Source organism: Microbispora sp. KK1-11 (assembly GCF_006874435.1).
In the GTDB taxonomy this organism is placed as follows: Bacteria; Actinomycetota; Actinomycetes; order Streptosporangiales; family Streptosporangiaceae; genus Microbispora; species Microbispora catharanthi.
The window spans coordinates 386,522-408,096 of the sequence record NZ_VIRJ01000002.1 but is presented as its reverse complement, the minus strand read 5'-3'; the positions used below and the strand labels follow the sequence as shown (position 1 = coordinate 408,096).

The 21,575-nt window shown below is 72.4% G+C and carries 18 protein-coding genes and 2 tRNA genes; 12 read left to right on the top strand and 8 right to left on the bottom strand.

Annotated features, from left to right (window positions below):
• Nucleotides 1–204: 204 nt before the first annotated feature.
• Nucleotides 205–2,130 (bottom strand): Xaa-Pro dipeptidyl-peptidase, encoded by a 1,926-nt coding sequence (locus FLW16_RS04755; protein ID WP_142557949.1) that lies wholly within the window; start codon nucleotides 2,128–2,130, stop codon nucleotides 205–207.
• A gap of 252 nt (nucleotides 2,131–2,382) precedes the next feature.
• Between FLW16_RS04755 and FLW16_RS04750 the strand changes: the two genes are divergently transcribed.
• The 8 genes from FLW16_RS04750 (at nucleotide 2,383) to FLW16_RS04715 (ending at nucleotide 12,102) form a co-directional block, all read left to right on the top strand.
• A complete protein-coding gene (locus FLW16_RS04750) occupies nucleotides 2,383–3,411 on the top strand; it encodes an SIS domain-containing protein (protein ID WP_142557947.1) in 1,029 nt (342 codons plus the stop codon).
• Nucleotide 3,412: 1 nt separating this feature from the next.
• Nucleotides 3,413–4,237, top strand: a complete 825-nt coding sequence (locus FLW16_RS04745; protein ID WP_142557945.1) for a PfkB family carbohydrate kinase — start codon at nucleotides 3,413–3,415, stop codon at nucleotides 4,235–4,237.
• Nucleotides 4,234–5,031 (top strand): ATP-binding cassette domain-containing protein, encoded by a 798-nt coding sequence (locus FLW16_RS04740; RefSeq protein WP_142557943.1) that lies wholly within the window; start codon nucleotides 4,234–4,236, stop codon nucleotides 5,029–5,031. Before FLW16_RS04745 ends, FLW16_RS04740 begins: the two co-directional genes overlap by 4 nt.
• Nucleotides 5,028–6,107, top strand: coding sequence for an ABC transporter permease (locus FLW16_RS04735; protein ID WP_142557941.1), 1,080 nt, complete (start codon nucleotides 5,028–5,030; stop codon nucleotides 6,105–6,107). The genes FLW16_RS04740 and FLW16_RS04735 overlap by 4 nt, the downstream gene beginning before the upstream one ends.
• A 71-nt stretch (nucleotides 6,108–6,178) precedes the next feature.
• A complete protein-coding gene (locus tag FLW16_RS04730; protein ID WP_142557939.1) occupies nucleotides 6,179–7,162 on the top strand; it encodes a substrate-binding domain-containing protein in 984 nt (327 codons plus the stop codon).
• On the top strand, nucleotides 7,159–9,213 hold the full coding sequence (locus FLW16_RS04725; protein WP_142557938.1) for a hydantoinase/oxoprolinase family protein: 2,055 nt from the start codon (nucleotides 7,159–7,161) through the stop codon (nucleotides 9,211–9,213). Before FLW16_RS04730 ends, FLW16_RS04725 begins: the two co-directional genes overlap by 4 nt.
• Nucleotides 9,210–10,910, top strand: a complete 1,701-nt coding sequence (locus FLW16_RS04720) for a hydantoinase B/oxoprolinase family protein (RefSeq protein ID WP_142557936.1) — start codon at nucleotides 9,210–9,212, stop codon at nucleotides 10,908–10,910. The genes FLW16_RS04725 and FLW16_RS04720 overlap by 4 nt, the downstream gene beginning before the upstream one ends.
• Nucleotides 10,911–11,004: 94 nt before the next feature.
• Entirely contained in the window at nucleotides 11,005–12,102 is a 1,098-nt protein-coding gene (locus tag FLW16_RS04715) for a LacI family DNA-binding transcriptional regulator (RefSeq protein WP_142557935.1), read from the top strand.
• On the opposite strand, the gene FLW16_RS04710 is transcribed toward FLW16_RS04715, so the two are convergent.
• Complete coding sequence (locus FLW16_RS04710) at nucleotides 12,103–13,611, bottom strand: hypothetical protein (RefSeq protein ID WP_142557933.1); 1,509 nt, start codon at nucleotides 13,609–13,611, stop codon at nucleotides 12,103–12,105.
• A 62-nt stretch (nucleotides 13,612–13,673) separates the two neighbouring features.
• On the opposite strand from FLW16_RS04710, the gene FLW16_RS04705 reads away from it, so the two are divergent.
• Nucleotides 13,674–14,387 (top strand): TetR/AcrR family transcriptional regulator, encoded by a 714-nt coding sequence (locus tag FLW16_RS04705; RefSeq protein WP_142557931.1) that lies wholly within the window; start codon nucleotides 13,674–13,676, stop codon nucleotides 14,385–14,387.
• Nucleotides 14,388–14,451: 64 nt separating this feature from the next.
• Here FLW16_RS04705 and FLW16_RS43415 read toward each other — a convergent pair whose 3' ends face one another.
• Together FLW16_RS43415 and FLW16_RS04695 are read right to left on the bottom strand one after the other, a co-directional pair.
• Nucleotides 14,452–16,119 carry an SMI1/KNR4 family protein gene (locus tag FLW16_RS43415; RefSeq protein ID WP_185949253.1) on the bottom strand — a complete coding sequence of 556 codons (1,668 nt, stop codon included), beginning with the start codon at nucleotides 16,117–16,119 and terminating at the stop codon, nucleotides 14,452–14,454.
• Nucleotides 16,116–16,349: a hypothetical protein gene (locus FLW16_RS04695; protein ID WP_142557930.1), complete on the bottom strand. Its 234-nt coding sequence runs from the start codon at nucleotides 16,347–16,349 to the stop codon at nucleotides 16,116–16,118. The genes FLW16_RS43415 and FLW16_RS04695 overlap by 4 nt, the downstream gene beginning before the upstream one ends.
• 198 nt (nucleotides 16,350–16,547) lie before the next feature.
• Between FLW16_RS04695 and FLW16_RS04690 the strand changes: the two genes are divergently transcribed.
• A complete protein-coding gene (locus tag FLW16_RS04690; protein WP_142557928.1) occupies nucleotides 16,548–16,733 on the top strand; it encodes a hypothetical protein in 186 nt (61 codons plus the stop codon).
• A 334-nt stretch (nucleotides 16,734–17,067) separates the two neighbouring features.
• Here the strand turns inward: FLW16_RS04690 and FLW16_RS04685 are convergent.
• The 3 genes from FLW16_RS04685 to FLW16_RS04675 form a co-directional block, all read right to left on the bottom strand.
• Nucleotides 17,068–17,139, bottom strand: a tRNA-Pro gene (locus FLW16_RS04685).
• A gap of 18 nt (nucleotides 17,140–17,157) precedes the next feature.
• A tRNA-Lys gene (locus tag FLW16_RS04680) sits at nucleotides 17,158–17,230 on the bottom strand.
• A gap of 42 nt (nucleotides 17,231–17,272) precedes the next feature.
• Nucleotides 17,273–18,685 (bottom strand): hypothetical protein, encoded by a 1,413-nt coding sequence (locus FLW16_RS04675; protein ID WP_185949252.1) that lies wholly within the window; start codon nucleotides 18,683–18,685, stop codon nucleotides 17,273–17,275.
• Between the two features lie 102 nt (nucleotides 18,686–18,787).
• On the opposite strand from FLW16_RS04675, the gene FLW16_RS04670 reads away from it, so the two are divergent.
• Together FLW16_RS04670 and FLW16_RS04665 are read left to right on the top strand one after the other, a co-directional pair.
• Nucleotides 18,788–19,288, top strand: a complete 501-nt coding sequence (locus tag FLW16_RS04670; protein WP_142557926.1) for a GNAT family N-acetyltransferase — start codon at nucleotides 18,788–18,790, stop codon at nucleotides 19,286–19,288.
• A gap of 52 nt (nucleotides 19,289–19,340) precedes the next feature.
• Nucleotides 19,341–20,297 (top strand): DUF2332 domain-containing protein, encoded by a 957-nt coding sequence (locus FLW16_RS04665; RefSeq protein ID WP_142557924.1) that lies wholly within the window; start codon nucleotides 19,341–19,343, stop codon nucleotides 20,295–20,297.
• Nucleotides 20,298–20,303: 6 nt separating this feature from the next.
• Here the strand turns inward: FLW16_RS04665 and FLW16_RS04660 are convergent, their stop codons facing one another.
• Nucleotides 20,304–21,500: a cytochrome P450 gene (locus tag FLW16_RS04660; protein WP_142557922.1), complete on the bottom strand. Its 1,197-nt coding sequence runs from the start codon at nucleotides 21,498–21,500 to the stop codon at nucleotides 20,304–20,306.
• Nucleotides 21,501–21,575: the final 75 nt, after the last annotated feature.

Below are 21,575 nucleotides of genomic sequence, written 5' to 3'. Positions count from 1 at the left end.
TACAGTTCGGCGATGCGGTCCAGCAGCGCCTTCTTCGCCGTGCTGAACTCCTCGGCACCGCCTCGACGTCGACCGTCCATGAGCCGTCGTCCACGACGATCTCGGTCATGCGATCACACTACGACGAAGGCGGGGACTCCTGAACCGCTCGGACGCGGCGCCGGGACGAGGGTCCCGGCGCCGCGTCACCAGACGATCAGGGGATCAGTAGAGCCTGTTGTCCGGCACCGGCAGGTCGATCTGCTGGGGGCCGTGCCAGGTGCCCTTGTCCTTGGGAATGTCGCCGCCGTTCAGCGCGTGGCCGACACCGAGCACGAGCGGAATCTCCACCCGGCTCTTGTGCAGGTCGATGGTGACGGTCGTGCCGGTGGCCCGCTCGCCGCTGTAGTTCGAGTCGGTGCCGGCGATCACCAGCCCGATCCTGTGGCCCTTCTTGAAGACGTACTCCTGCGGCAGCGTCTTCCACGTGACCTGCGCGTACGTGCCGGGGGTCAGCGGCGAAGACTCGGAGAGCGAGTCGCGGTTCTGCGCGTCGATCCAGCCGCGGGCCACGACCTCGAGCGGCCGCGTGGCCAGGTTGGTGACGACCTTCCGGTAGCAGGCGTCGTCGGCGGCGGTGCTGTCGCCGTGGCAGTCCTCCTGGGCGAGGGTGGTGATGCCCTGTCCACGGCGCCAGTCGACCCGGGTGTCCTCGCCGAAGTCGACGAGAAGCGCGGTCAGGTTCGAGGTCGGCTTGTCGAGCGAGACCCGCAGGTCCACCTCGGGCGTGCCCGACATGCGCAGGTCGCGCGGGAGCTCACCGGTGGTGAAGGCGACCCGTCCTGGCTTGGCCGTGCCGGCGTCGGCGACCATCGCGTCCTCCGACTGGCGGACGTCGGTGAAGCTCGCGGTCTCGCCGTTCTTGCCGGGGTTGAGGTTCAGCGAACCGTCGGCGGACGGGCGGAAGAAGTGGGTCGAGGCGGCAGGCGTCGGCCAGTCGCGCTGCGTGATCCACTCGGCCGGGCCGACCTGCACGTCGGCGCGGGGCTCCTCCATGATCCCGTTGTCCACGCCGAGCAGCCAGCGGTCGAACCAGCGGTGCAGCGTGTCGACCCACAGGTCGCGGCGACCCTCGAAGTCGAAGGGGTCCACGTGCTGATACTGGCCGACCCAGATCTTGCGCGGCACGTTCCGGTCGGCGAGCGCCTGCCACCACACCGAGAAGTTGTCGGGCTTGACGTTGAGGTCGTTGACCGTGTGCACGACGAAGACGCTGGCGTGCACCTTCGACGCGTCGCCGAGCGACCCGGCGACGTAGTCGCGCTCGGCCCAGAAGCCGTTGTAGTTGCCCGTGGTGTCGTCGGCGTCGACGTCCAGCTGAGCCCGCTTCGCCGCGCACTTGGCGGCCGGGTCGGTGTCGACGGCCCGGGACAGGTACGACATGTAGTTGTAGTTGTAGATGACGCCGTTGGAGCGCTGGTACTTGTACCAGGAGCTGATGGCGGAGATCGGGACGATCGTCTCCAGGCCCTCGACCCCGGTCGCCGCGACCGCGTTGGCCAGCGTGCCGTCGTACGACTTGCCGATCATGCCGGCCTTGCCGGTGCTCCAGTCGGCCACCGCGGGGGAGCCGTCGTCGTGGTAGGCGGGGGCGCGGCCGTTCAGCCAGTCGACGACCGCCTTGCCGCCCAGCACGTCGGCCTTGCCGCCCACGTCGGGGCAGCCGTCGGACTTCGTGGTGCCGACCATGTCGACGTTGAGTACGGCGTACCCGCGCGGCACGAAGTAGTTGTCGTAGAACAGCGGGAACTTGGCGGGCTCGCCCGCCGCGTCGTACACCTTGCGCTCGGACTCGTTGCCGCGCCCGGAGTTGTCGTAGTAGGGGCTCTCGTCGATGATCGTCGGCACCTTGAGCCCGGGCCCCGACTCCCTGGGCCTGATGATGTCGACCCTGACCCGGTCGAGGCGGCCGTCGGAGTCGCTGTCGACGCTCGACTCGACGTAGACGTGCTCGCGGACGGCGTCGGCGTAGGAGAAGACCGGCTGGGTCTGTCCCTGGTCGACGGTGATGGCCGGGCCGGTGGCCGCGTGGGCCGGGACCGCGCCGATCGCGGTCACGGCGACCGCGGCGATGGCTGCTCGTAACAGCACGGAGAGCCTCCAGAGGGGGTGTGGAATCCTCCGCAAATCTCCATGCGTGCCTGTATGCCGACAAGATCCCTTTATGTGATCGACATCACCTTGGTCCTGTGGTGTGACACAGGTGGCGTGAGTGGGGCAAAAAACGCCACGAACCCTTGACTGCTCCCCGGAGGGATTGAGAACCTTCTCATCATCCCGGTGAGAACGTTCTACGCGTTCGCGCACCGGTCAGTGAGAACGTTCTACTTGCGGAGTGTCCCCATGACTTCCAAACCCGGCCTGCGCCCCGTCGACCCCCAGCTCAGGGAGGTCATCGGGGGAGCGGTCGACCAGCGCGGCGTCGCCGCGAAGGTGGCGGCGCAGGCGGCCTCGCGCGGAGTGACGGACGTGTTCTTCCTCGGCTGCGGCGGCTCCTGGGCCTCCTCGGTGCCGGCGCACGCCTCGCTGTCCGCCTCCGCGACCGGGCTGGTCAGCCACAACATCAACGCGGCCGAGTTCCTCGCCTCCCCCTCGCCCCGGCTGTCGGAGCGCTCGCTGGTGGTGGCCTCCTCCCACTCCGGCGCGACCCCCGAGACGGTGGCCGCCGCGCGCCTCGCCAAGGAGGCGGGCGCGTACGTGGTGGCGGTGGCGACCGACGACGACAACCCGCTCGCCGAGCTGGGGGACGCCGCGTTCACCTATCACAGCGAGAAGACGATCACGGCGGCCAAGCACGTCCTGCTGGGGCAGCTCGTGCATGAACTGCTCCGGGCCGAGGGCGCGGACCTCGACTTCGAGACCCTCGAACGCGGCTACGCGGCGCTGCCCGAGGCGCTCGCCGCGGCCACCGAGGCGCACGAGGAGCTGTCGGCGACCATCGCCAGGGAGACCGCCGACGCCGACCTGACCTTCGTGGTCGGCGGGGGCAACGCGTACGGCGTCGCCTTCCTGCTCTCGGTCTGCTACCTGATGGAGATGCAGTGGAAGAAGTCGGTCTGCGTGGCGTCCGGAGACTTCTTCCACGGGGCGTTCGAGATGGTGGTCGGCGACGCGCCGCTGATCCTCCTGCGCAGCGAGGACAGCACCCAGGCGATGGCCGACCGGGTCGCCGCCTTCGCCCCCAAGGTGACCTCCCGGGTCTACACGCTCGACTCGGCCGCCCTCGAACTGCCCGGCGTGCCCGCGGCGGCCCGGCCGGAGCTGTCCGCCCCGGTGCTGGCCAACGTCGCCACCCGGCTGGCCGACCACTACGAGTCCGTCACCGGTCACTCGCTCGACGAGCGGCGTTACATGCACAAGATGGCGTACTGAGATGCGGCTGTGCGGAGTCGGCGACAACGTCGTCGACAGATATCTCGACCTCGGCCTCGTCTTCCCCGGCGGCAGCGCCTGCAACGTCGCGGTCCACGCCGGACGCCTCGGCGCGGAGGCCGCCTACCTCGGCTCGATCGGGGCCGACCCGGCGGGCGGCCTCGTACGGCACAGCCTGGCCGCCGAAGGAGTCGAGGCCCGGTGGTCCCGGTACGGCGGCCACCCCACCCCCCGGGCCGACGTCAAGCTCGACGCCGACGGCAACCGGACCTTCGTCGACTACGTCCCGCCGACGGAGGAGCTGCGGCTGAGTCCGGCGGACCTCGACTACCTGTCGTCGTTCGACCTCGTCCACACGGGACACACCAGCCTGGTCGAGGACCAGCTCCCCGACATCGCCCGCGTCACGAAGGTCTCCTTCGACTTCTCCTACAAGGACATGGAGTACGCGCGGGAGCTGCTGCCCTCCGTCGGCATCGCCTTCTTTTCCCGGCCCCGGCTCGACCGGCGCGAGTGCGCGGAGTTCGCCGCGTCCGTCCTCGCGCTCGGACCTCGGTTCGCGGTCGTGACCTGCGGAGATCAGGGAGCGTTGCTGGCTGCCGCGGGACGTACAGTGTGGCAGCCGGCGGTCCCCACCGAGGTGGTGGACACGCTGGGCGCCGGCGACGCCTTCGCGGCGCAGCTGCTGGTCGCGCTGCCCGCGGTCCCGGCCGAGGTCGCCATGGCGCGGGCGGCCGCGTACGCCGCCTCGGTCTGCCGTCACCACGGCGGCTACGGCTACCCCGCCGATCTCGACGCCCTCTATCCACCGGAGGAGACCCTATGAAGGACAGCGCCGACCTCGCGGTGCGGGTGCGCGGCGTGCGCAAGCGGTACGGCCACGTCGAGGCGCTGCGCGGCGTCGACCTGGACATCGCCCCCGGGGAGATCCACGCCCTGCTCGGCGACAACGGCGCCGGTAAGTCGACGCTGGTCAAGGTGCTCGCGGGAGCGGTGACGCCCGACGAGGGCACCGTCGAGATCAACGGCGTGCCGCACCGCTTCACCGGCCCGAGGGACGCCCAGGCCGCCGGCATCGAGACCGTCTACCAGGACCTGGCCCTCGCGCCGACGCTGCCGCCGGACGCCAACCTCTTCCTCGGCCGCGAGCCCTCCCGGCCCGGACTGCTCGGCCGGCTGGGGTTCGTCGACCGCAGGGCCATGCGGGCCGAGGCCGCGACGCACCTGCGTCAGCTCAACTCGAAGATCCAGGACCTGGGCGCCGAGGTCGGCTCGATGTCGGGCGGGCAGAAGCAGGCCGTCGCGGTGGCCAGGGCGGCGATGTGGGGCTCGGCCCTGATCATGATGGACGAGCCGACGGCGGCGCTCGGCGTGGCGCAGACCGAGTCGGTCCTGGAGCTCATCAGGCGGATCAGGGACGAGAAGGGACTGCCGGTGCTGCTCATCTCCCACAACCTGCCCGACGTCTTCCGCGTCGCGGACCGCTGCACGGTCCTGCGGCTCGGCCGGCGGGTTCTGACCGCGCGCATGTCCGACGTCACCTCGACCGATCTGATCAGGGCGATGACGGGCGCCGACACCCTCAGCCCGACCGAGGAAAGGGCGGCAGAACCGCGATGACCGACCTCGCTTCGCAGACCACACCGCCGGTCACCCCGCAGAGCACGCCGCCGGCCACGTCGCGCAGGAGGGCCGTGCCGCGCCCCCAGCGGCTGTCCGACGCGACGATCCTGCTTCTGCTGATCGCCATCGTGGCGGTCTTCTCGATCGTCACTCCGGCGGGCACGTTCATGTCGCTGAGCAACGCCGAGTCCATCCTGCTCACGGCCTCGCAGCTGCTCATCCTCTCGTGCGGCATCACGTTCCTGCTCATCGCCGGCGGGCTCGACCTGTCCATCGGCTCGATCACGATCTTCTCCGCCGTCGTCGTCGCGAAGGTGATGGGGGCGCTCGCCGGGACGGCCGCGCAGGCGGCGGACTTCCACTATCCGCACCTCGGCATCGCGATCACCGTGGCCGTCGTCTGCGGCCTGCTGGTGGGCGTCGGCTGGGGCGCCGTCAACGGCGTGCTCGCCGTGAGGCTCCGCATCCCTCCGTTCATCGCCACGCTCGCGACCGGCGGCATCGTGCTCGGCCTGGCGAGCGTCTGGACGAACGGCCAGAACGTGCAGAACGTGCCGCTGCCCTTCCAGTCGTCGTTCGGCCTGGGCAAGCTGTTCGGGGTCGTCCCGTGGTCCATCGTGATCGCGGCCGTGGTCACGGCGGTCTTCTGGGTCGTGCTGTCCAAGACCCGCTTCGGCCTGCACACGTACGCGATGGGCGCCAACCTGGAGGCGGCCCGCCGCGCGGGCGTGAACGTCAAGCGGCACATGATCCTGCTCTACGTCGGCACCGGTGCCCTGTGCGGGATCGTGGCCGTCCTCGACGTCGCGCGGTTCGGCACGGCGTCGATCACCAGCCATTCCGGGGACGCGCTGTCGGCCATCGCCGCGGTCGTCATCGGCGGGACGAGCCTGTTCGGGGGACGGGGCCGGATCTCCGGCACCGTGGTGGGCGCGCTCATCCCCGCGGTCCTGCAGAGCGGCTTCGTGATCATGGACGTCCAGCCGTTCTGGCAGAACGTCGCCGTCGGCGTCGTCCTGCTCGTGGCCGTCTACGTGGACCAGGTCAAGATCCGCGCCCAGGAGCGGACGTGAACCGCGCGGACGTGAACCGCGCGCACCCGAGCTTCCTCGCTCGCACCCACCCCTCAGTCCGGAGGAACCCGATGAAGCGAACCATCCCCGCCCTGGCCGCGAGCGCGCTGGTGGTCTCCCTGCTGGCCGGCTGCGGCGGGACCTCGTCCGCCGACGGCGCCGGAGAAGGGAGCGCCGCAGGCAAGAAGATCGTCATGCTGCTGAACGACCAGTTCGACCCTTATTACCTCACCCTGGTCGCCGGAGCCGAGGCCGAGGCGAAGAAGCAGGGCTTCGACTTCAGCTGGCAGGCGCCGTCCACGCTCGACGTGGCCTCGCAGACCCAGCTCCTGCAGTCCGTCGCCGCCCGCAAGCCGGACGGGATCATCATGTCCGCCCTGGACGCCAAGGCGATGATCGCGCCGATGAAGCAGGTCATGGCGCAGGGCATCCCGATCATCACGGTGGACGCCGACGTCGCCGATTCGTCGGCCCGCCTCGCCACCGTCACCTCCGACGGCGAGGCCGCCGGCCGCCTCGCCGCCCAGACGATGGACAAGCTGCTCGGCGGCAAGGGCAAGGTCGCTTTCGAGGGCTACACCCCGGGCACCTCCAGCACCGACGCCCGCCTCAAGGGCTGGCAGGAGGGACTGAAGCAGACCGGCCTCGAGTACGTCGCCGAGCGCTACGACGCCACCGACCTCACCACCATCGCCGGAACCGTGAGCGCGGTGCTCAAGCGCTACCCCGACCTCGCCGGCGTCTTCACCAACTGGACCAACCCCACCCTCGGCGCCGCCCAGGCCGTACAGGCCGCGGGCAAGAGCGACCAGGTCAAGATCGTCGGCTTCGACGCCTCGCCCGACGAGGTGAGCCTGCTCAAGCGCGGCCTGGTCGCGGCGCTGATCATCCAGAAGCCCGGCGACATGGGCAGCAGGGCGGTCTCCGACCTCGCCGCCTACCTCAAGGACGGCACCAAGCCCCAGTCGGTCAGCCTCGACGCGGTCGTCGCCACCCAGGAGAACATGAACGACCCCGCCGTCAGCGCGTACTTCTACAAGGCAGGAAAGCAGTGAGCCAACGCCTCGGAATCGACGTCGGCGGGACCTTCACCGACGTCGTGGTCATCGGTGACGACGGGCGCGTCCTCGTCGAGAAGGTCCCCAGCACCCCGGAGAACCAGGCGGGCGGCGTGCTCGACGGCGTCCGCGCCGCGCGGGGCACGCGCGGCGTCGACACCGGCGCCCTGCGCATGTTCGCGCACGGGTCCACCGTCGCCACCAACGCCCTCCTGGAGTTCAAGCTCCCGCCCACCGCGCTGATCGTGACCCGCGGCTTCCGGGACGTCCTGGAGATCGCCACGCAGCTTCGCCCCGCGCTGTTCGACCTCGGGGTCGTCAAGCCGGAACCGGTGATCCCGCGCGAGATGGTCTTCGAGATCGACGAGCGGCTCGACCGGCTGGGCGGGGTCGTCACCCCGCTCACCGACGAGGAGATCGACCGCGTCGTGGCCCAGGTCGCGGCGAGCGGCGCCGAGGCGTGCGCGGTCACGCTGCTGTTCTCCTTCCGCAACCCCGATCACGAGCGCCGGGTGGCCGAGCGGCTGGCCGCCGCGCTGCCCGGCCTGCACGTCGCCGTCTCCTCCCAGGTCGCGCCCGAGATCAAGGAGTATCCCCGGGCGTCGACCACCGCGATCAGCGCGGCCCTGCAGCCGCTGGTGGCACGCTACCTGTCGGCGGTCGAGGACGGCCTGGACAGCGAGCAGGTCACCTGCCCGTTCTTCGTGATGCAGTCCTCGGGCGGCGTCATGTCGGCCGCCGAGGCGTCGGCCGCCGCGCACAAGATGGTGCTGTCCGGCCCCGCCGCGGGGGTGCTCGCCGCCGCCCGGGTGGCCGAGAACCCGGCGTACGCCAACCAGATCACCTTCGACATGGGCGGCACGTCCACCGACATCTGCCTGATCCACGAGGGCAGGCCGCGCCTGGACCGGTCGTCGCAGTTCGAGGGGCGGCCGCTGCAGGTCGCGCAGTTCGACATCCACACCATCGGGTCCGGTGGCGGGTCGCTGGCCCGGGTGGACGCGGCCGGGCTGCTGCGGGTGGGACCGGAGAGCGCGGGCGCGGTCCCCGGGCCCGCCTGCTACGGACGCGGCGGCACCCGGCCCACGACGACCGACGCCCAGGTGGTGCTCGGCCGGGTGGACCCCGCGCGGTTCCTCGGCGGGGAGATGACCCTCGACGTGGAGGCCGCCAGGCAGGCGGTGCTGACGCACGTCGCCGAGCCGCTCGGGATCGGCCTGGAGGAGGCCGCGCTGGGCATGCTCGACGTCGCCGACGCCATCATGGCCAGGGGCGTACGCGTGGTCAGCGTCAACCGCGGCTACGACCCGCGCGACTTCGTGCTGCTGCCCTTCGGCGGGGCCGGTCCCATGCACGCCCTGTCGGTCGCCGAGATGGTCGACATCAGGACCGTCCTGGTGCCGCGCCACCCCGGCACGTTCTCGGCGCTGGGCCTGGCCACCTCCGACCTGAAGTACGACTTCTCGCTCACGGTGGACGCGCCCGTGGACACGCTGAGCCCGGAGGAGATCGAGGCGCTGTTCACCGGCCTGCTCGACCGCGCCCGCGACCGGCTCTCCCGGGTCGAGTCGCTCACCACGGGACGGACCGAGAACCGGCTGGCCCGCTTCCGCTACGCCTGGCAGGACAACGACGTGGAGGTGCTGCTGCGGCCGGGTCCCGTGGACGCGCTGAGCCTGGCCGAGGCGCTCGACCGCTTCCACGCCCAGCACGAGTTCGAGTTCGGGCACAGCGACAAGGAGGCCCGCGTCGAGCTCGTCGCCGTCGGCGTCGAGGTGTACGGCGTGCTGCCGCGCACGGCCGCCGCCTCCTCCGAGGAGGCGTCCTCCACCCCCGCCCCCGCCTCCGTGCGGCGCGTCTGCTTCCGCGGGGCCGGCTGGGTCGACACCGACGTGTACGAGCGGGCGGACCTGACGCCGGGGGCGGCGTTCAGCGGCCCGGCGATCATCGAGGAGCGCGAGGCGACCACGGTCGTGCCGCCGGGCGCGCGGGTGCGCGTGGACGGCGACGGCAACCTCGTCCTGACTGTGAAGGGAACTCCGGCATGAACCTGGGCACGAGACGAACCGACCCGATCACCACGGAGGTCATCCGGCACGCCCTGGAGACCATCGCGGAGGAGATGGGCACGGCGCTGCGGCGCACCGCGCTCAGCGTCGTGGTGAAGGACATGCGTGACTACAGCTGCGCGGTCTTCGACCGGTCGGGCCGGCTGCTCGCCGCCGCGCTGGACATCCCGACGCTGCTCGCCTCGATGTCCCCCGCGCTGCGGGCCTGCCTCGACAAGTGGGGCGACGACATCCACCCCGGCGACGTCTTCCTCAGCAACCACCCGTACCTGGGGGCCTGCCAGACCAACGACCTCAACCTGTTCGTCCCGGTCTTCGACGGCGACGAGCGGCTCATCGGCTTCACCGGCGCCATCGCGCACCACGCCGACTGGGGCGGGGTCGTGCCCGGCACGGCGGCGGCCACCAGCCGCAGCGCGTTCTACGAGGGCGTCATGCTGCCGGCGGTGAAGCTGGAGGTGCGGGGCGTCCCCGAGCCGAACGTCCGCGACATCATCACGGCCAACACCCGCCACCCCAAGCAGAACCACGGCGACCTGCGTGCCCAGGTCGCCGCCGCCCGCTCGGGCGCCCGCCGCTTCGCCCGGCTCGCGGAGCGCTACGGCACCGACACGCTGGTGACGGCGATCGACGACCTGATCGGCTACACGGCCGAGCGCACCCGGGCCGAACTGCTCGCCCTGCCCGACGGGACCTACCAGGCCGAGGGGTGGCTGGACGACGACGGCATCAATCCCGGGGCGTCCGTCCGCCTCGCCGTCACGGTCACCATCGAGGGCGGCAGCGCGCACGTCGACTTCTCCGGCTGCGACCCGCAGATGCCCGGCGGCATGAACATCCCCACGTCCACGACGCGATCCGTCGTGCACTACGCGATCAAGTGCCTGCTGCCCGGCGACGTGCCGTTCAACGAGGGGTCGATGGAGCCGGTGACCATCGACGCCCCGGAGGGCTCGGCGGTCAATCCGATCTTCCCCGCCGCGGTCGGCGACCGGCACCTGGCCTCCCAGCGACTGGCCTCCGTCATGACCCGGGCGCTGGCCCCGGCGGCCCCGCACCGGGCCTCGGCGGAGTGGTTCGTCGGCTGGCCGGTGCTGATCTGCGAGTCGGCCTCGCCGAAGACCGGGGACGGCGTCGTGCTGCTCGCCAACGTCGCGGGCGGCGCGGGCGCCACCGCGTCGCACGACGGCGCGGACGCGGTCGACGTCCACATGGCCAACTGCGCGATCATCCCGGCGGAGGTGATCGAGTCGAGCTACCTCCTGCGCGTCGAGCGCTACGAGCTGAGGCCGGACAGCGGCGGCGCCGGGCGCACGCGGGGCGGCCTGGGCATCCGCGCCGACTACCGGAACATCTCCGACGGGCCCATGCAGTTCCTCTCCGAGGCCGAGCAGAGCGACCCCGGTCATGCCCCCCAGGGGCTCGACGGCGGCCTGCCCGGCACCCCCGCCTCGATCGTCCTCATCCGCGAGGACGGCGCGCAGACCCCGCTCCCGGCCAAGGGGCAGCACGTCGCCGCCCCAGGCGAGGTGGTGAGCCTGCGGGCCGGCGGCGGGGCGGGATTCGGCGACCCGGCGCTGCGCCCGAGGGAGGCCGTGGAGGCCGACCTGCGCGGCGGACGGATCACCGCCCGCGCCGCGCGGGATCACTACAATCTCGCTGCGGCGGATCGCTGATGGACGAGCCGCCGGCGCTTCCCGGGCGTGCCCGCGACCGCGATGACGGCCGGGATCCCGCCGGCGGCGACCGATACCGGGAAGGGGAGGATCCGTGACCGCATCCAGCAGGCCGCGGCGGGCGACGCTCCCGGACGTGGCGGCGCTCGCCGGCGTCTCCACGGCCGCGGCGGGGCGCGCGCTGGGAGGTTACGGAAGCGTCAGCGAGGACGTCCGGCGTCGGGTGACGGAGGCGGCGCGGCAGCTCGACTACCGCGCCAACCGCCTCGCCGCCAGCGTCCGCACCGGCCGGACCGACACCATCGGCGTCGTGTGCGCCGACATCGAGAGTCCCTTCTTCGCCCGCGCGCTGCGGGGGATCTCCGACGTCGCGCACGAGAACGGCTTCAGCACGCTCGTCACCAACAGCGACGAGGACCTCGCCAGCGAGCGCGAGGCGGTGCAGTTGCTCCTGCACAAGCAGGTGGACGGCATCATCTGCGCGCCCGCCGACGTCAAGCAGGTCGACCATCTGGCACAGGCGCAGAGCGGCGGCACGCCCGTCGTCCTGTTCGACCGCGTGAGCGACCGCCTGGAGGCCGACGCCGTCATCGTGGACGGCATGAAGGCCGCCTACCAGGCCGTACGGCGGTTGCTCGACCTCGGCCACCGGCGCGTCGCGATCGTGACGGAGCTGCGCCAGCCCCGGGAGCAGGACTGGGCGAGGTTCCTCACCCCGGAGGCCGAGGTGTCGCTGGGCGAGCTCAGCCCGAGCGAGGCCCGGCTGCTCGGCTACCTGCGGGCCCATTGGGACGCCGGGGTGCCGGTGCGTCGCGAGATGGTGCGGCGCACCGGCACCTACGCCGCCGAGGCCGCCTATCAGCAGACCAAGCGCGTCCTCGCGCTGAAGAACCCGCCGACGGCGATCTTCACGGTGGACAACCTGATGACGGTCGGCGCCTATCGCGCGATCCGGGACCTCGGCATCGCGGTGCCCGACCGGCTCTCGGTGGTGGCGTTCGACGACCTGGACTGGACCGTGCTGGTCTCCCCGGCCCTGAGCGTCATCGCGCAGCCGGTCTACGAGATGGGCGCGGAGGCGGCCCGGCGCCTGATCCGGCGGCTGCGCGACCCGGAGCCCGCACCGCCCGCCACCCTCTTCATGGACGTCACCCTGGTCGAACGGGAGTCCGTCGCCCCGATCCCGACGTGATCAGTTTTCCGGGCCGACGACGGTGCTGACGAACACCGGCGTGCCGGAAACGGCCGTGCGCAGCGTTCGGTCGCGGACCTCGACGGCGTGCGGCTCGCCGAACGCGTCCACGGCCGTCGCGGTGGAGGCGGGCCAGGGCCAGGAGACGGGGACGGGCGGCCGGTCCTCTCCGCGGGCCGTGTCGCCGGCAGTGTCGTCGGCCGTGTCGTCGGCCGTGCCGCACCGATCCCACAGCACCAGGAGCGGCCCCCGCCCGGCACGCTCGACCTCGAACGCGTACAGGCCGGGTGAGCCGGCGGACTGGACGCGGGTCACCCGGCGGGCCCCCGCGAGCTGCGCGGCGAGCAGGGCGAAGGTGTCCGCCGCCGGATGCCGGACGGCGAGTTCGCCGTCCCGGTAACCGAGCATGGCGAGCTTGCCGAACATCAGATGCATGATCTGCAGCGGGTCGGCCGGCCCGGGAACCTCGGGCGCGAGGTTCCAGTAGAGAGTGCGGCGGACCCCGGCGGCGAGCGCCTGCAGGGTGCATGCGACGAGCTCGCGGCAGTTGATCCGGTGTCGTCTGGCCTCGAGCTCGGGCGGGCACCCCTCCATGAACATCTGCAGCCGGGGCGGCAGCTGCGGCATCCGCGCGTACAACGCGGCCATGGCCCGCCGCTCGGGGGTGTCCTGCCGCGCCCTGGCGGCCAGTTCTCCGGTGCTTTGCACCTGTGCGCCCTCGGCGAAGGCTTCGGCGAACACCTCGTACATGACGGCCTGGGCGTCGGGGAACTCGAACGGCACGGGCGCGGCGTACTCGCCCACCACCACCGGCCTGAGACAGCCGTGCGCCCGCATCAGGTCCCGCACGGCCTCGATGTGGGCGGGGACCGCGGCGGCGTCGCCGTACAGGTGCACGTCGAACAGGTCGAAGGCGTCGCGGCCGCCGGCCAGCACCTGCTCGAAAAAACGCCACGGTTCGCTTCCCGCCTCGCTGCCGAGCACGTCGTAGCCGCACCCGCCGAGCACCACGGCGGCCGCGGGGTCGGCCTCCTTGACCGCGGCGTACATGACCCTCAGCTGCGCGACGTACTCGTCGGCGGTCCCCGCCCACAGCAGGTCGGTGTTGCTCGGCTCGTTGTCGCACTGCCAGTAGCGCACCCGGCCGGCGCAGCGGCCCACCACCCGGCGTACGAACTCGGCGTAGGCGTTCAGGTCGTGCGCGGGGGAGGGCGGCAGGAAGTCGGTCGGCGTCCGGGTCGCCCACGGCGAGCTGGAGCACAGCGTGATCCACACCTCCTCGTCGCCGTCGAACTGGCCGAGCAGCGCGTCGACCACGTCCCAGCGGTAGCGGCCGGGCTCGGGCTCGACCTGGCTCCAGTACACGTACGCCCGCACGATCCCGGCTCCCAGCGATCGGGCCTGGGGGACGAATGTGCCGGGCGGGCCGAACAGGCCGTAGCTGACGCCCCTCACGATGCCCAGCCGGATCCCCGGAGGTTCGTACGCGTCGGTCGCCGCCTGCGTCATCAGCGCCTCCAGTCCTTGGAGTTTATGTCGTACACATAGAGTGTATGGCGTAAACTTACGACGTGGGCGAGGGAGAGACGAACGCGTTCCCGCTGATCTGGACCCAGCCGCCGACGCGGCGGCGCGGGCTGGACCGGGAGAAGATCACGGCGGCGGCGATCGGGGTGGCCGACGAGGCCGGACTGGACGGCCTGACGATGAAGGCGGTCGCCGCCCGCCTCGGGCCCTATTCGCCGATGGCGCTCTATCGGCACGTGCACAGCAAGGAGGGCCTGTTCGACCTCATGCTCGACGCGGCCACGGCCGAGATCCCGCTCCCTGCGGAGCCCGGTGACGACTGGCGCGGCGACCTGCGCACGCTCGCGCTGGAAACCCGGCGGATGACATCACGGCACCCCTGGTTCCCCGTGCTGGTCCACGCCCGCCCTCCGGCCGGCCCGCACATGATGCGCCGGCTGGAGTTCATGCTCACCGTCCTCGTACGGCAGGGGGCGACCGTCGGCGACGCCATGACCTACGCGGCGCTGATCGACCGGCACGTTCTCGGCAGCGCCCTCCAGGAGAGCGAGGAGGCTCGCCTGGAGCGGCGCCACGGCCTGGACGACGACGCGCGGCTGTACGCCGCCATCGCGGCGCTCCGCGACCTGGCCGCCGCCGACGGAGGCCTGCCTCACCTCACGGAATGGCTCACCCACCCGGCCGGTCCCCCGCCGGAGGAACGCTTCGCGATCGGGCTCGACTTCGTCCTCGACGGCATCGCCGCCCGGCTGGGGTGAGCGCCGCTGATCGCGACCCGGGACTTCTCGCTGTTCTCCAAGGCGGCCAAGGCGGTGGTGACGGTCAGCTGATCCGCGCCTCCATCGGGGGCGCTCCCGGGCCTGCCTGACAGGGCCCGGGGGTGCACCGGGTGGTGCTCTCCCATTCCAGCTCGCCCTTGACGACCTTCGGCCGCCAGCCGCGAATCGGCCTGCCGGTCTCCAGCGACCTCGCGGTCGCCTTCAGCAGCGCCAGGTAGGACGGCCACACCACGTCGCCCTTCAGCGTGAGTCCCTCCTCGTTGAAGAACTCGCCGGTCTTGCCCGTACGGGTGTCGACGAAGAGGTTCCCTCCGTCGTTGGCGTGGGCGAAGGGGACCAGATGGCCGTTCCACCAGTCGTCGAGCAGTTCGTCCCCGTCGCCGCAGAGCATCTTCCACTCCGAGCGGATGTCCTTGGCGGACATCAGCTCATAGAAGGGGGCGGGGCCGAACCCCCACGAGCCGCCGCCGTCGTGCCGCAGCAGCGAGGCACGCAGGTCGTCGGGGAAGCGCAGCCCCATCGCCGCCTCCGACCTGGCGATGTCCAGGGGACGGGCCGGGGGCCGCAGCAGCGTGTACGTCGCGGGCGCCTTCCTGGCCAGCCACCGCTCGATGCGCCGCCACACCGCGTTCACCTCGGCGGTGACGCGCGGCCCCGGCACGCGCACCCGGGGCGTACGGCGGGACGGCAGGCACCCGCCGGCCCGCAACTCCTCGGCCGTCGGCTTCTCCGGGGTCGGCTCAGTGGTGGGCGTGGGGCTGGGGGACGGCCGGGGACCCCCGGCGCAGTCCGGCCGCAAGGGAGCGGGCCTCCCGGCCCAGCGCAGCTCGCAGCCGGCGGTGACGACCGGATACCAGTTCCGCAGCGCCTGCCCCCGCTCCAGTGCGCCGGCCAGCGCCTCCAGCATCGCCAGATGCGACGGCCACCCCATCGGGCCGTCGTACTTCAGCTTCTCCTGCCACGTGGCCTCGCCCACCCGGCCCGTACGCGGCTCGACGAACAGCTCCCGCCCGCGGTCGTCACTGCCGATGGCCAGGAGGCCGCCGTGCCACACCCCGTCCTCGGGGTCGGCCGCCCCCCGATCCCCCCGCATCACGAGGGAGCGGCAGTTGGAATCGTTCATGTCGTCGATGCCGAGCAGGCCGAGCAGACCGTACGACGGAGGGAGCTGGAATCCGGCCCGGGGATTGCCGTCGACGCCGTCATGCCGCAGGTAGGAGGCGTACAGGTCGTCGGGAAGGCGGCGGCCGTGCGTGGCCTCCCACCGGGCGAGGTCCTGCGGGCCGGCGCCGAAGCCGAGCGCGCGCAGCGTGGCCGAGGCGTGCGCGCCCAGCCAGCGTTCGATCCGGTCCCACGCCTGGTTCACCCGCGCGGCGACCGCCGGATCGGGCGTGCGCGGGGTGTACGTGGGCTCCGCGGTCATGAAGCCGGGCTGCGACAGGGGGAGGCCGGACTCGGGCGTGCTCCCGTCGCCTCTCCAATAGATCGGCGGGCAGCCGACGGCCTTCGCCTCCTCCGGGGTGAGCGCGTTGGCCTTGATCTTCGCCTCGAACTCGGGATCACCGCAGGACAGCGACATGCTGTCGCCGAACGATACGGAGACACACGTCACTGCCTGCTCCAGGAGATCCGGCTCGCCCGCGAGCCCGGCCATAAGGAGCACGATCGCGAGCGCCGGCCGTACGGCACGCGCCCACCGGGGTCCGATCACTCGCGCACTTTATCGATCTTGCTGATCGTCCGCAGGTGCCACGCGAGAACGCGCGCGGTCCGTTCGCCCAGCGCGTCGTACGCCTCCCACAGCCGGTCCTCGGGCGGGGGCGCGTCGCGCAGCGCCTCGGCGACGTGTCGCACGACGACCGGCGCGGGATCGACGAGCATCGCGGCCAGGTCGGCCCGCGCTCCCAGGCGGCCCGCGGCGCGTACGGCCTGTGCCCGCACGCGGGGGCTGCCGCCTCCGCGCACAGCGTCCGGCAGGTCATGTCCTCCTCGTGCCGCGCCGCGTGGACCAGGTCCGCCCCCCGGAGCCGACCGCCGTCGAGACAGGCCCGGTAGGCGAACCGGCGCGTGAGGATGTCGGCGCTGCTCCGCAGGGCCGTGAGGACCTCGTCGCCCGCCCGCGTGATCGCGTCACGCACCATGCGGACGACCGCTTCGCCGCGTCGCCGTCGCCCGAGCCGTACGGCGACCGGTGCGACGCTCTCCAGGACGGCCGCGGTGGGCGCCGCGAGCACCTGGCCCAGGACGCCCGCCGCCGCCGACCGCACCTCGGCCACCCAGTCGGCGGCCCGGATCACCAGGATCGGCAGCAGCCGCGGGTCGTGACGCATGGCGGGATGCCGGACGGCGCGCTCCCGCTCGTGACCGTCGTAGGCGCAGGCCGCCGCCAGCACGGCGAGCGGGGTGTCCGGCACGGGTGCCGCCACGTCCGTGAGGGCGGAGTACCAGCCACGACGCCGCGCGAGGTCGAGTTCGGGCCACAGCCGGGGCGGGACCGCCGCCAGGGCGTCGAGAGCGTGTTCGGCGTGCTCGCGATCGGCCGCCGCCAGGAACAGGGCCTCCCACAGGTCCCACAGCACGTACTGATGGCCCGGCGCGGCCCTGGCGACGAGCGTCTCGACGGTTTCGGCCATATCACCATGATCCACGCTATGGAGGTCCCCGCCGGCCGGGCTCGAACCGGCGCCCACCCGGTCCCGAGCCGGGCGCTCTACCGCTGAGCTACGACGAGGCCGCTCCATCGTGTGGGCACCGCCGGCCGGGCTCGAACCGGCGCCCACCCGGATGAAGAGCCGGGCGTTCTACCTCTGAACTACGGCGGGCCGGGTTCCAGTCTGCTAGACCGTCCCCGGCCGCGCCACGGATTAATCCGTCTCCACACCGGAGGGCAGGTCGCCGGTCACGACGCCGCCCTGAAGCCCGTGCAGGGCGTCCGAAGCCAGGCCGGGCCTGACGGTCCGGCCACTGAACACCCCGGCCCGGCGCAACAGGGCCGCCCACACGGGATCGGCGACGGCGACGCCGTGAACCAGCTCGGGGGTGGGCCGGAACACCGCGACACGGCGCTTGGGCGCGGGCGCGGTCCAGCCCGACTTCTCCGGGTCGAGCCCCGCCGTACGGCAGGCCGCCTCGACGTCCGCACGGGTGCAGGAGGCCGTGCCGTCCAGCACCTCCCAGGGCGGCGGCAGCGCGGCCCAGACCCGGGTGCCGGGATGGACGTCGCCGCCGGTCGAGCGGTGCCAGGCCGCCAGGTCCGCGGCCATCAGCCGCATCGCCTTGCCGGGGCAGGACACGTCCAGCAACTCCAGGGCGTCCAGCGAGGCGAGGCACGCGAGCCACCCGGCACGGGCCGCGTTGTAGGCGCCCGCCAGAGAGTTCCACGTGCTGGAGTCGTCGCCGGGCCGGACGAACATCGTCGCCCGGTCGGTGGTCGGCCGCCAGCGCCGGCCCAGGAGCCTGCCACTGTGCCGCATGACCGCGGACCACTGACCGAGCAGCCGTCCCCGCTCCCCGTCGCTGAGGCGGTCCAGCACGTCGGGCGTGGACCGGACCTGCGCGACCATCCACCAGTCCGCATCGTCTCCGCACCGGCGGAGCAGCACCTCCGCGATCTCGTCGAAGGGGTTGTCCCGCCCGGAGAGGCTGAACTCGCGACGCAGTTTGCGGCGCGCGGTGTAGTACGCGACGAAGCAGGCGGCGTCCGGGTCCGCGACGAACCTCTCCAGCGGGATATGCGCGCCGAAGCCGGTGACAGCGATCAGCAGCAGCCGCCGCTTGTCCCGCTCGACCTCGAGCGTGTCCGCCTTGGCGGCGATGTGGCGCAGCATGCGGAAGCGGCGGTTGTACTGCCGCTTCGACAGGTCCATCCCGGCGGCCTCCCGGGCCTCGCGGTTGAGCCGGTCGGCCAGGAAGTCGGTGCGGCCGGGCGTCCATTCGATGGAGCGCCCGACCGTGCTCGCGTACGCGAGCAGGGACTCGGGGTCGTCGGGGTCCACCTCCGCCGGACCGTCGAACAGCCGGGCGGCCGTCGCCACCTGACGCGCTCCGCCGACGGGACGCGCGTAGTCGCTCGACATCGAGGTGAACCACGCGGAGCCGCGCGAGGAGTGCCGGGCGGCACGGCCCAGCACGAGGCGCTCGCGGCCCGACAGCCGTCCGGCGAGTGCCTGGAGGACCAGTTCGGCGACGTCCTCCGGCCGGTAGCGGCGGTCCAGCGAGCCGTGCAGCTCGACGAGCGCCTCCTCGCGGGCGCGCTCGGAACCGATGCGGTGCTTCATGCCCGCCATGATGTCCGCGTGCACGCCGGGAATCGATCGGTTATCCGGCCGCCGGTGAAAAGCCGTTGGGCGTACGGGCCGGGACGGGGGAGACTTCGGCGTATGGAGACCATCTCGGCGGCGCGGCTCACACTGAGGCCGCTGACCGCGCAGGACGCGGACGAGATGGCGGAGGTGCTGGCGGGGGAGGAGCTGTACGCCTTCATCGGCGGAGCCGCGCCCACCCTGCCGGAACTACGCGCCCGGTACGCCGCGCTCGAATCCCGCCGGTCTCCGGACGGGCGGCAGGAGTGGCTCAACTGGATCATCCGCCGCGACACGGACGGACGGGCGGTCGGCTACGTCCAGGCGACCGTGGTGGACGAGGGGCGGCGCGCCGAGGTCGCGTGGGTCGTGGGGACCGCCTGGCAGGGCCGGGGGTACGCCTCGGAGGCCGCGGCGGCCCTGGCCGGATGGCTGCGTGCGCGCGGTGTCGCCCGCATCGAGGCCCACATCCATCCCGAGCATCACGCGTCCATGACGGTGGCCGGCCGGATCGGCCTGGTGCCCACCGATCACATCGAGGACGGCGAGCGCCTGTGGGCCTGGGACCGACCTGCCTGAGAGGCATTCGGGCTGTTTTGATGGGTCTTCGGCGTTCCGCGGGGAGGCGGGCATGGACACGGCGGAGTGGTACCGATACTTCGCGGAGCGAGAGGTCAGGGGGCACAGCCCGGCCTATGAGGCGCTCGCTCTCGGGATCGCCGCCGACCCCGGGCTGCTCGAACTGATCGGCCGCCTGCCGGAGCCGAAGCGGCAGCCGAACCTGCTGCTGGCCGCCGTGCGCTTCCTCGGCGGGCCGTACGACGAGTTCGGCCGCTTCCGGGAGTGGACCGTGAGCCACTGGGCCGAGGTGCGGGAGACGATGCTCGCCCGGCGGACGCAGACGAACGAGGCGGGCCGGTGCGCGAGCCTGCTGCCGGTGCTGGCGACGCTGCCACAGCCGCTGGCCCTGGTGGAGGTGGGCGCCTCGGCGGGGCTGTGCCTCTACCCTGACCGCTACCGCTACCGGTACGACGACGGGCCCGAGATCGGGCCGGCCGGCAGCCCGGTCCTGCTCACCTGCCGGACGAACGGGAAGGTGCCGGTGCCGCGGCGCCTCCCCGAGGTCGTGTGGCGGGCGGGGCTGGACCTCGATCCCATCGACGTACGCGACGACGAGGCGGTGCGCTGGCTGGAGTGCCTCGTGTGGCCGGAACAGCGGGACCGGCTCGCACGGCTGCGCGGGGCGGTGCGGATGGCGAGGCAGGACCCGCCGCGTCTGGTGCGCGGGGACGCCGCGGCGGCCCTGCCCGATCTCGTCGCCGCCGCGCCCGCCGGGGCGACGGTCGTCGTCTTCCACAGCGCGGTCATGCCCTACCTGGACGCCGAGGCGCGGGACCGCTTCGTGGCACTCATACGCGACCTGCCGGTGCGATGGATCTCCAACGAGGGCTCGCCCCGGCTGCCCTCCCTGCTTGCGAAGCTGACGGCCGACCTGCCCGAAAGGCGGCTGGCGTTCCTGCCCGCGCTCGACGGCGAGCCGCTCGCGATGGCCGGGCCGCACGGCGAGTGGCTGGACTGGCTCCCCTGAGGAGTCTCACCAGGTGAGCCACAGCTCCTCCGGGCCCCTGTGGATGAGCGTGGGGGCCATGACGACCGGCCGGTCGGCCGCGAGCCGAAGCCCGGGCAGCCGCCGGGTCAGGATCTCCAGCGTGATCCGCACCTGTTCGCGGGCGAGCTGCGCCCCCGGGCAGGAGTGCACGCCGTGCCCGAAGGCGAGATGACGCCGGGCGCGCCGGGTGACGTCGAAGTCGCCGGGCCGGTCGTGCCTGGCCTCGTCCCTGTTGGCGGAGCCGTACGCGACCAGCACGGTGGCGCCTTCGGGCAGGTCGGTGCCGGCGAGCGTCACCCGGCGGGTCGTGAGGCGGCGGAACGCCTGGACCGGGGCGTCGTGCCGGGCGGCCTCCTCGACCGCGTCGGGGATCAGTTCGGGCCGGGCGCACAGCAGCTCCCACTGCGCGGGATGCCGCAGCAGATGCAGCACCGCGGTGCAGATCAGAGCCGTCGTGGTCAGGTGACCGGCGATCAGCAGGTTCTGCAGGTTCGACACCAGCTCCGCCCGCTGCTCCCGGGTGAGCGGCCCGGTGCCCGGCGCGAGCGCCCGGACCATCTCGGTGCACAGGTCGTCGCGGGGGTCCTCCCGGCGGTTTCGCGCGTACTCGTCGAGCAGATGCTGCAGGGCGACGACCTCGCGGGCCGCGGCGATCCGCCCCTCCTCTCCGACCGGGAGGAAGAACAACTCCTCGGCGCGGTAGCCGGCCTCCACCGCCATCGGCACGTGCTCGGGGTCGAGGCCCAGCAGGCGTCCGATGACCTCCCGGGGCAGCCTCCTTGCGTACGCGCCGACGAGATCGACTCTGCTGTCCGCGGCGAAGGCGTCCACGAGTGACTCGGCGCGTTCCCGGATGAACGGCACGACCGAGGCGATCCGGGCGGGAGACAGTCCCCGGACCAGCGGGGCCCGGTAGCGCTGGTGCGCCGCCCCGTCGGAGACGACCACGACGGGCGCGCCGCCGACGCCCTTGCCGAGTTCGGCGAGCACGGACGGCTCGGGGACGAAGTCGCCGCGCAGCGCGTTGGCCGAGGAGAAGACCTCCGGACTGCGCAGCACCTCGCGCACGTCGGCGTCCCTGGCGACCAGCCAGGCGTTCATCTCGGGGAGGAAGGTCAGCCCGGAAGCCTCGCGGGCCTTCGCGTAGACGGGATGGGGGTCGCGAAGCAGCGCGTCGGTCATGCGGGCCTCCCGTGATCGGAATCGGGTTCCTCCCGCCATACTGATCGGCTCCGGCCGGTACGTGAACGGTCCGCG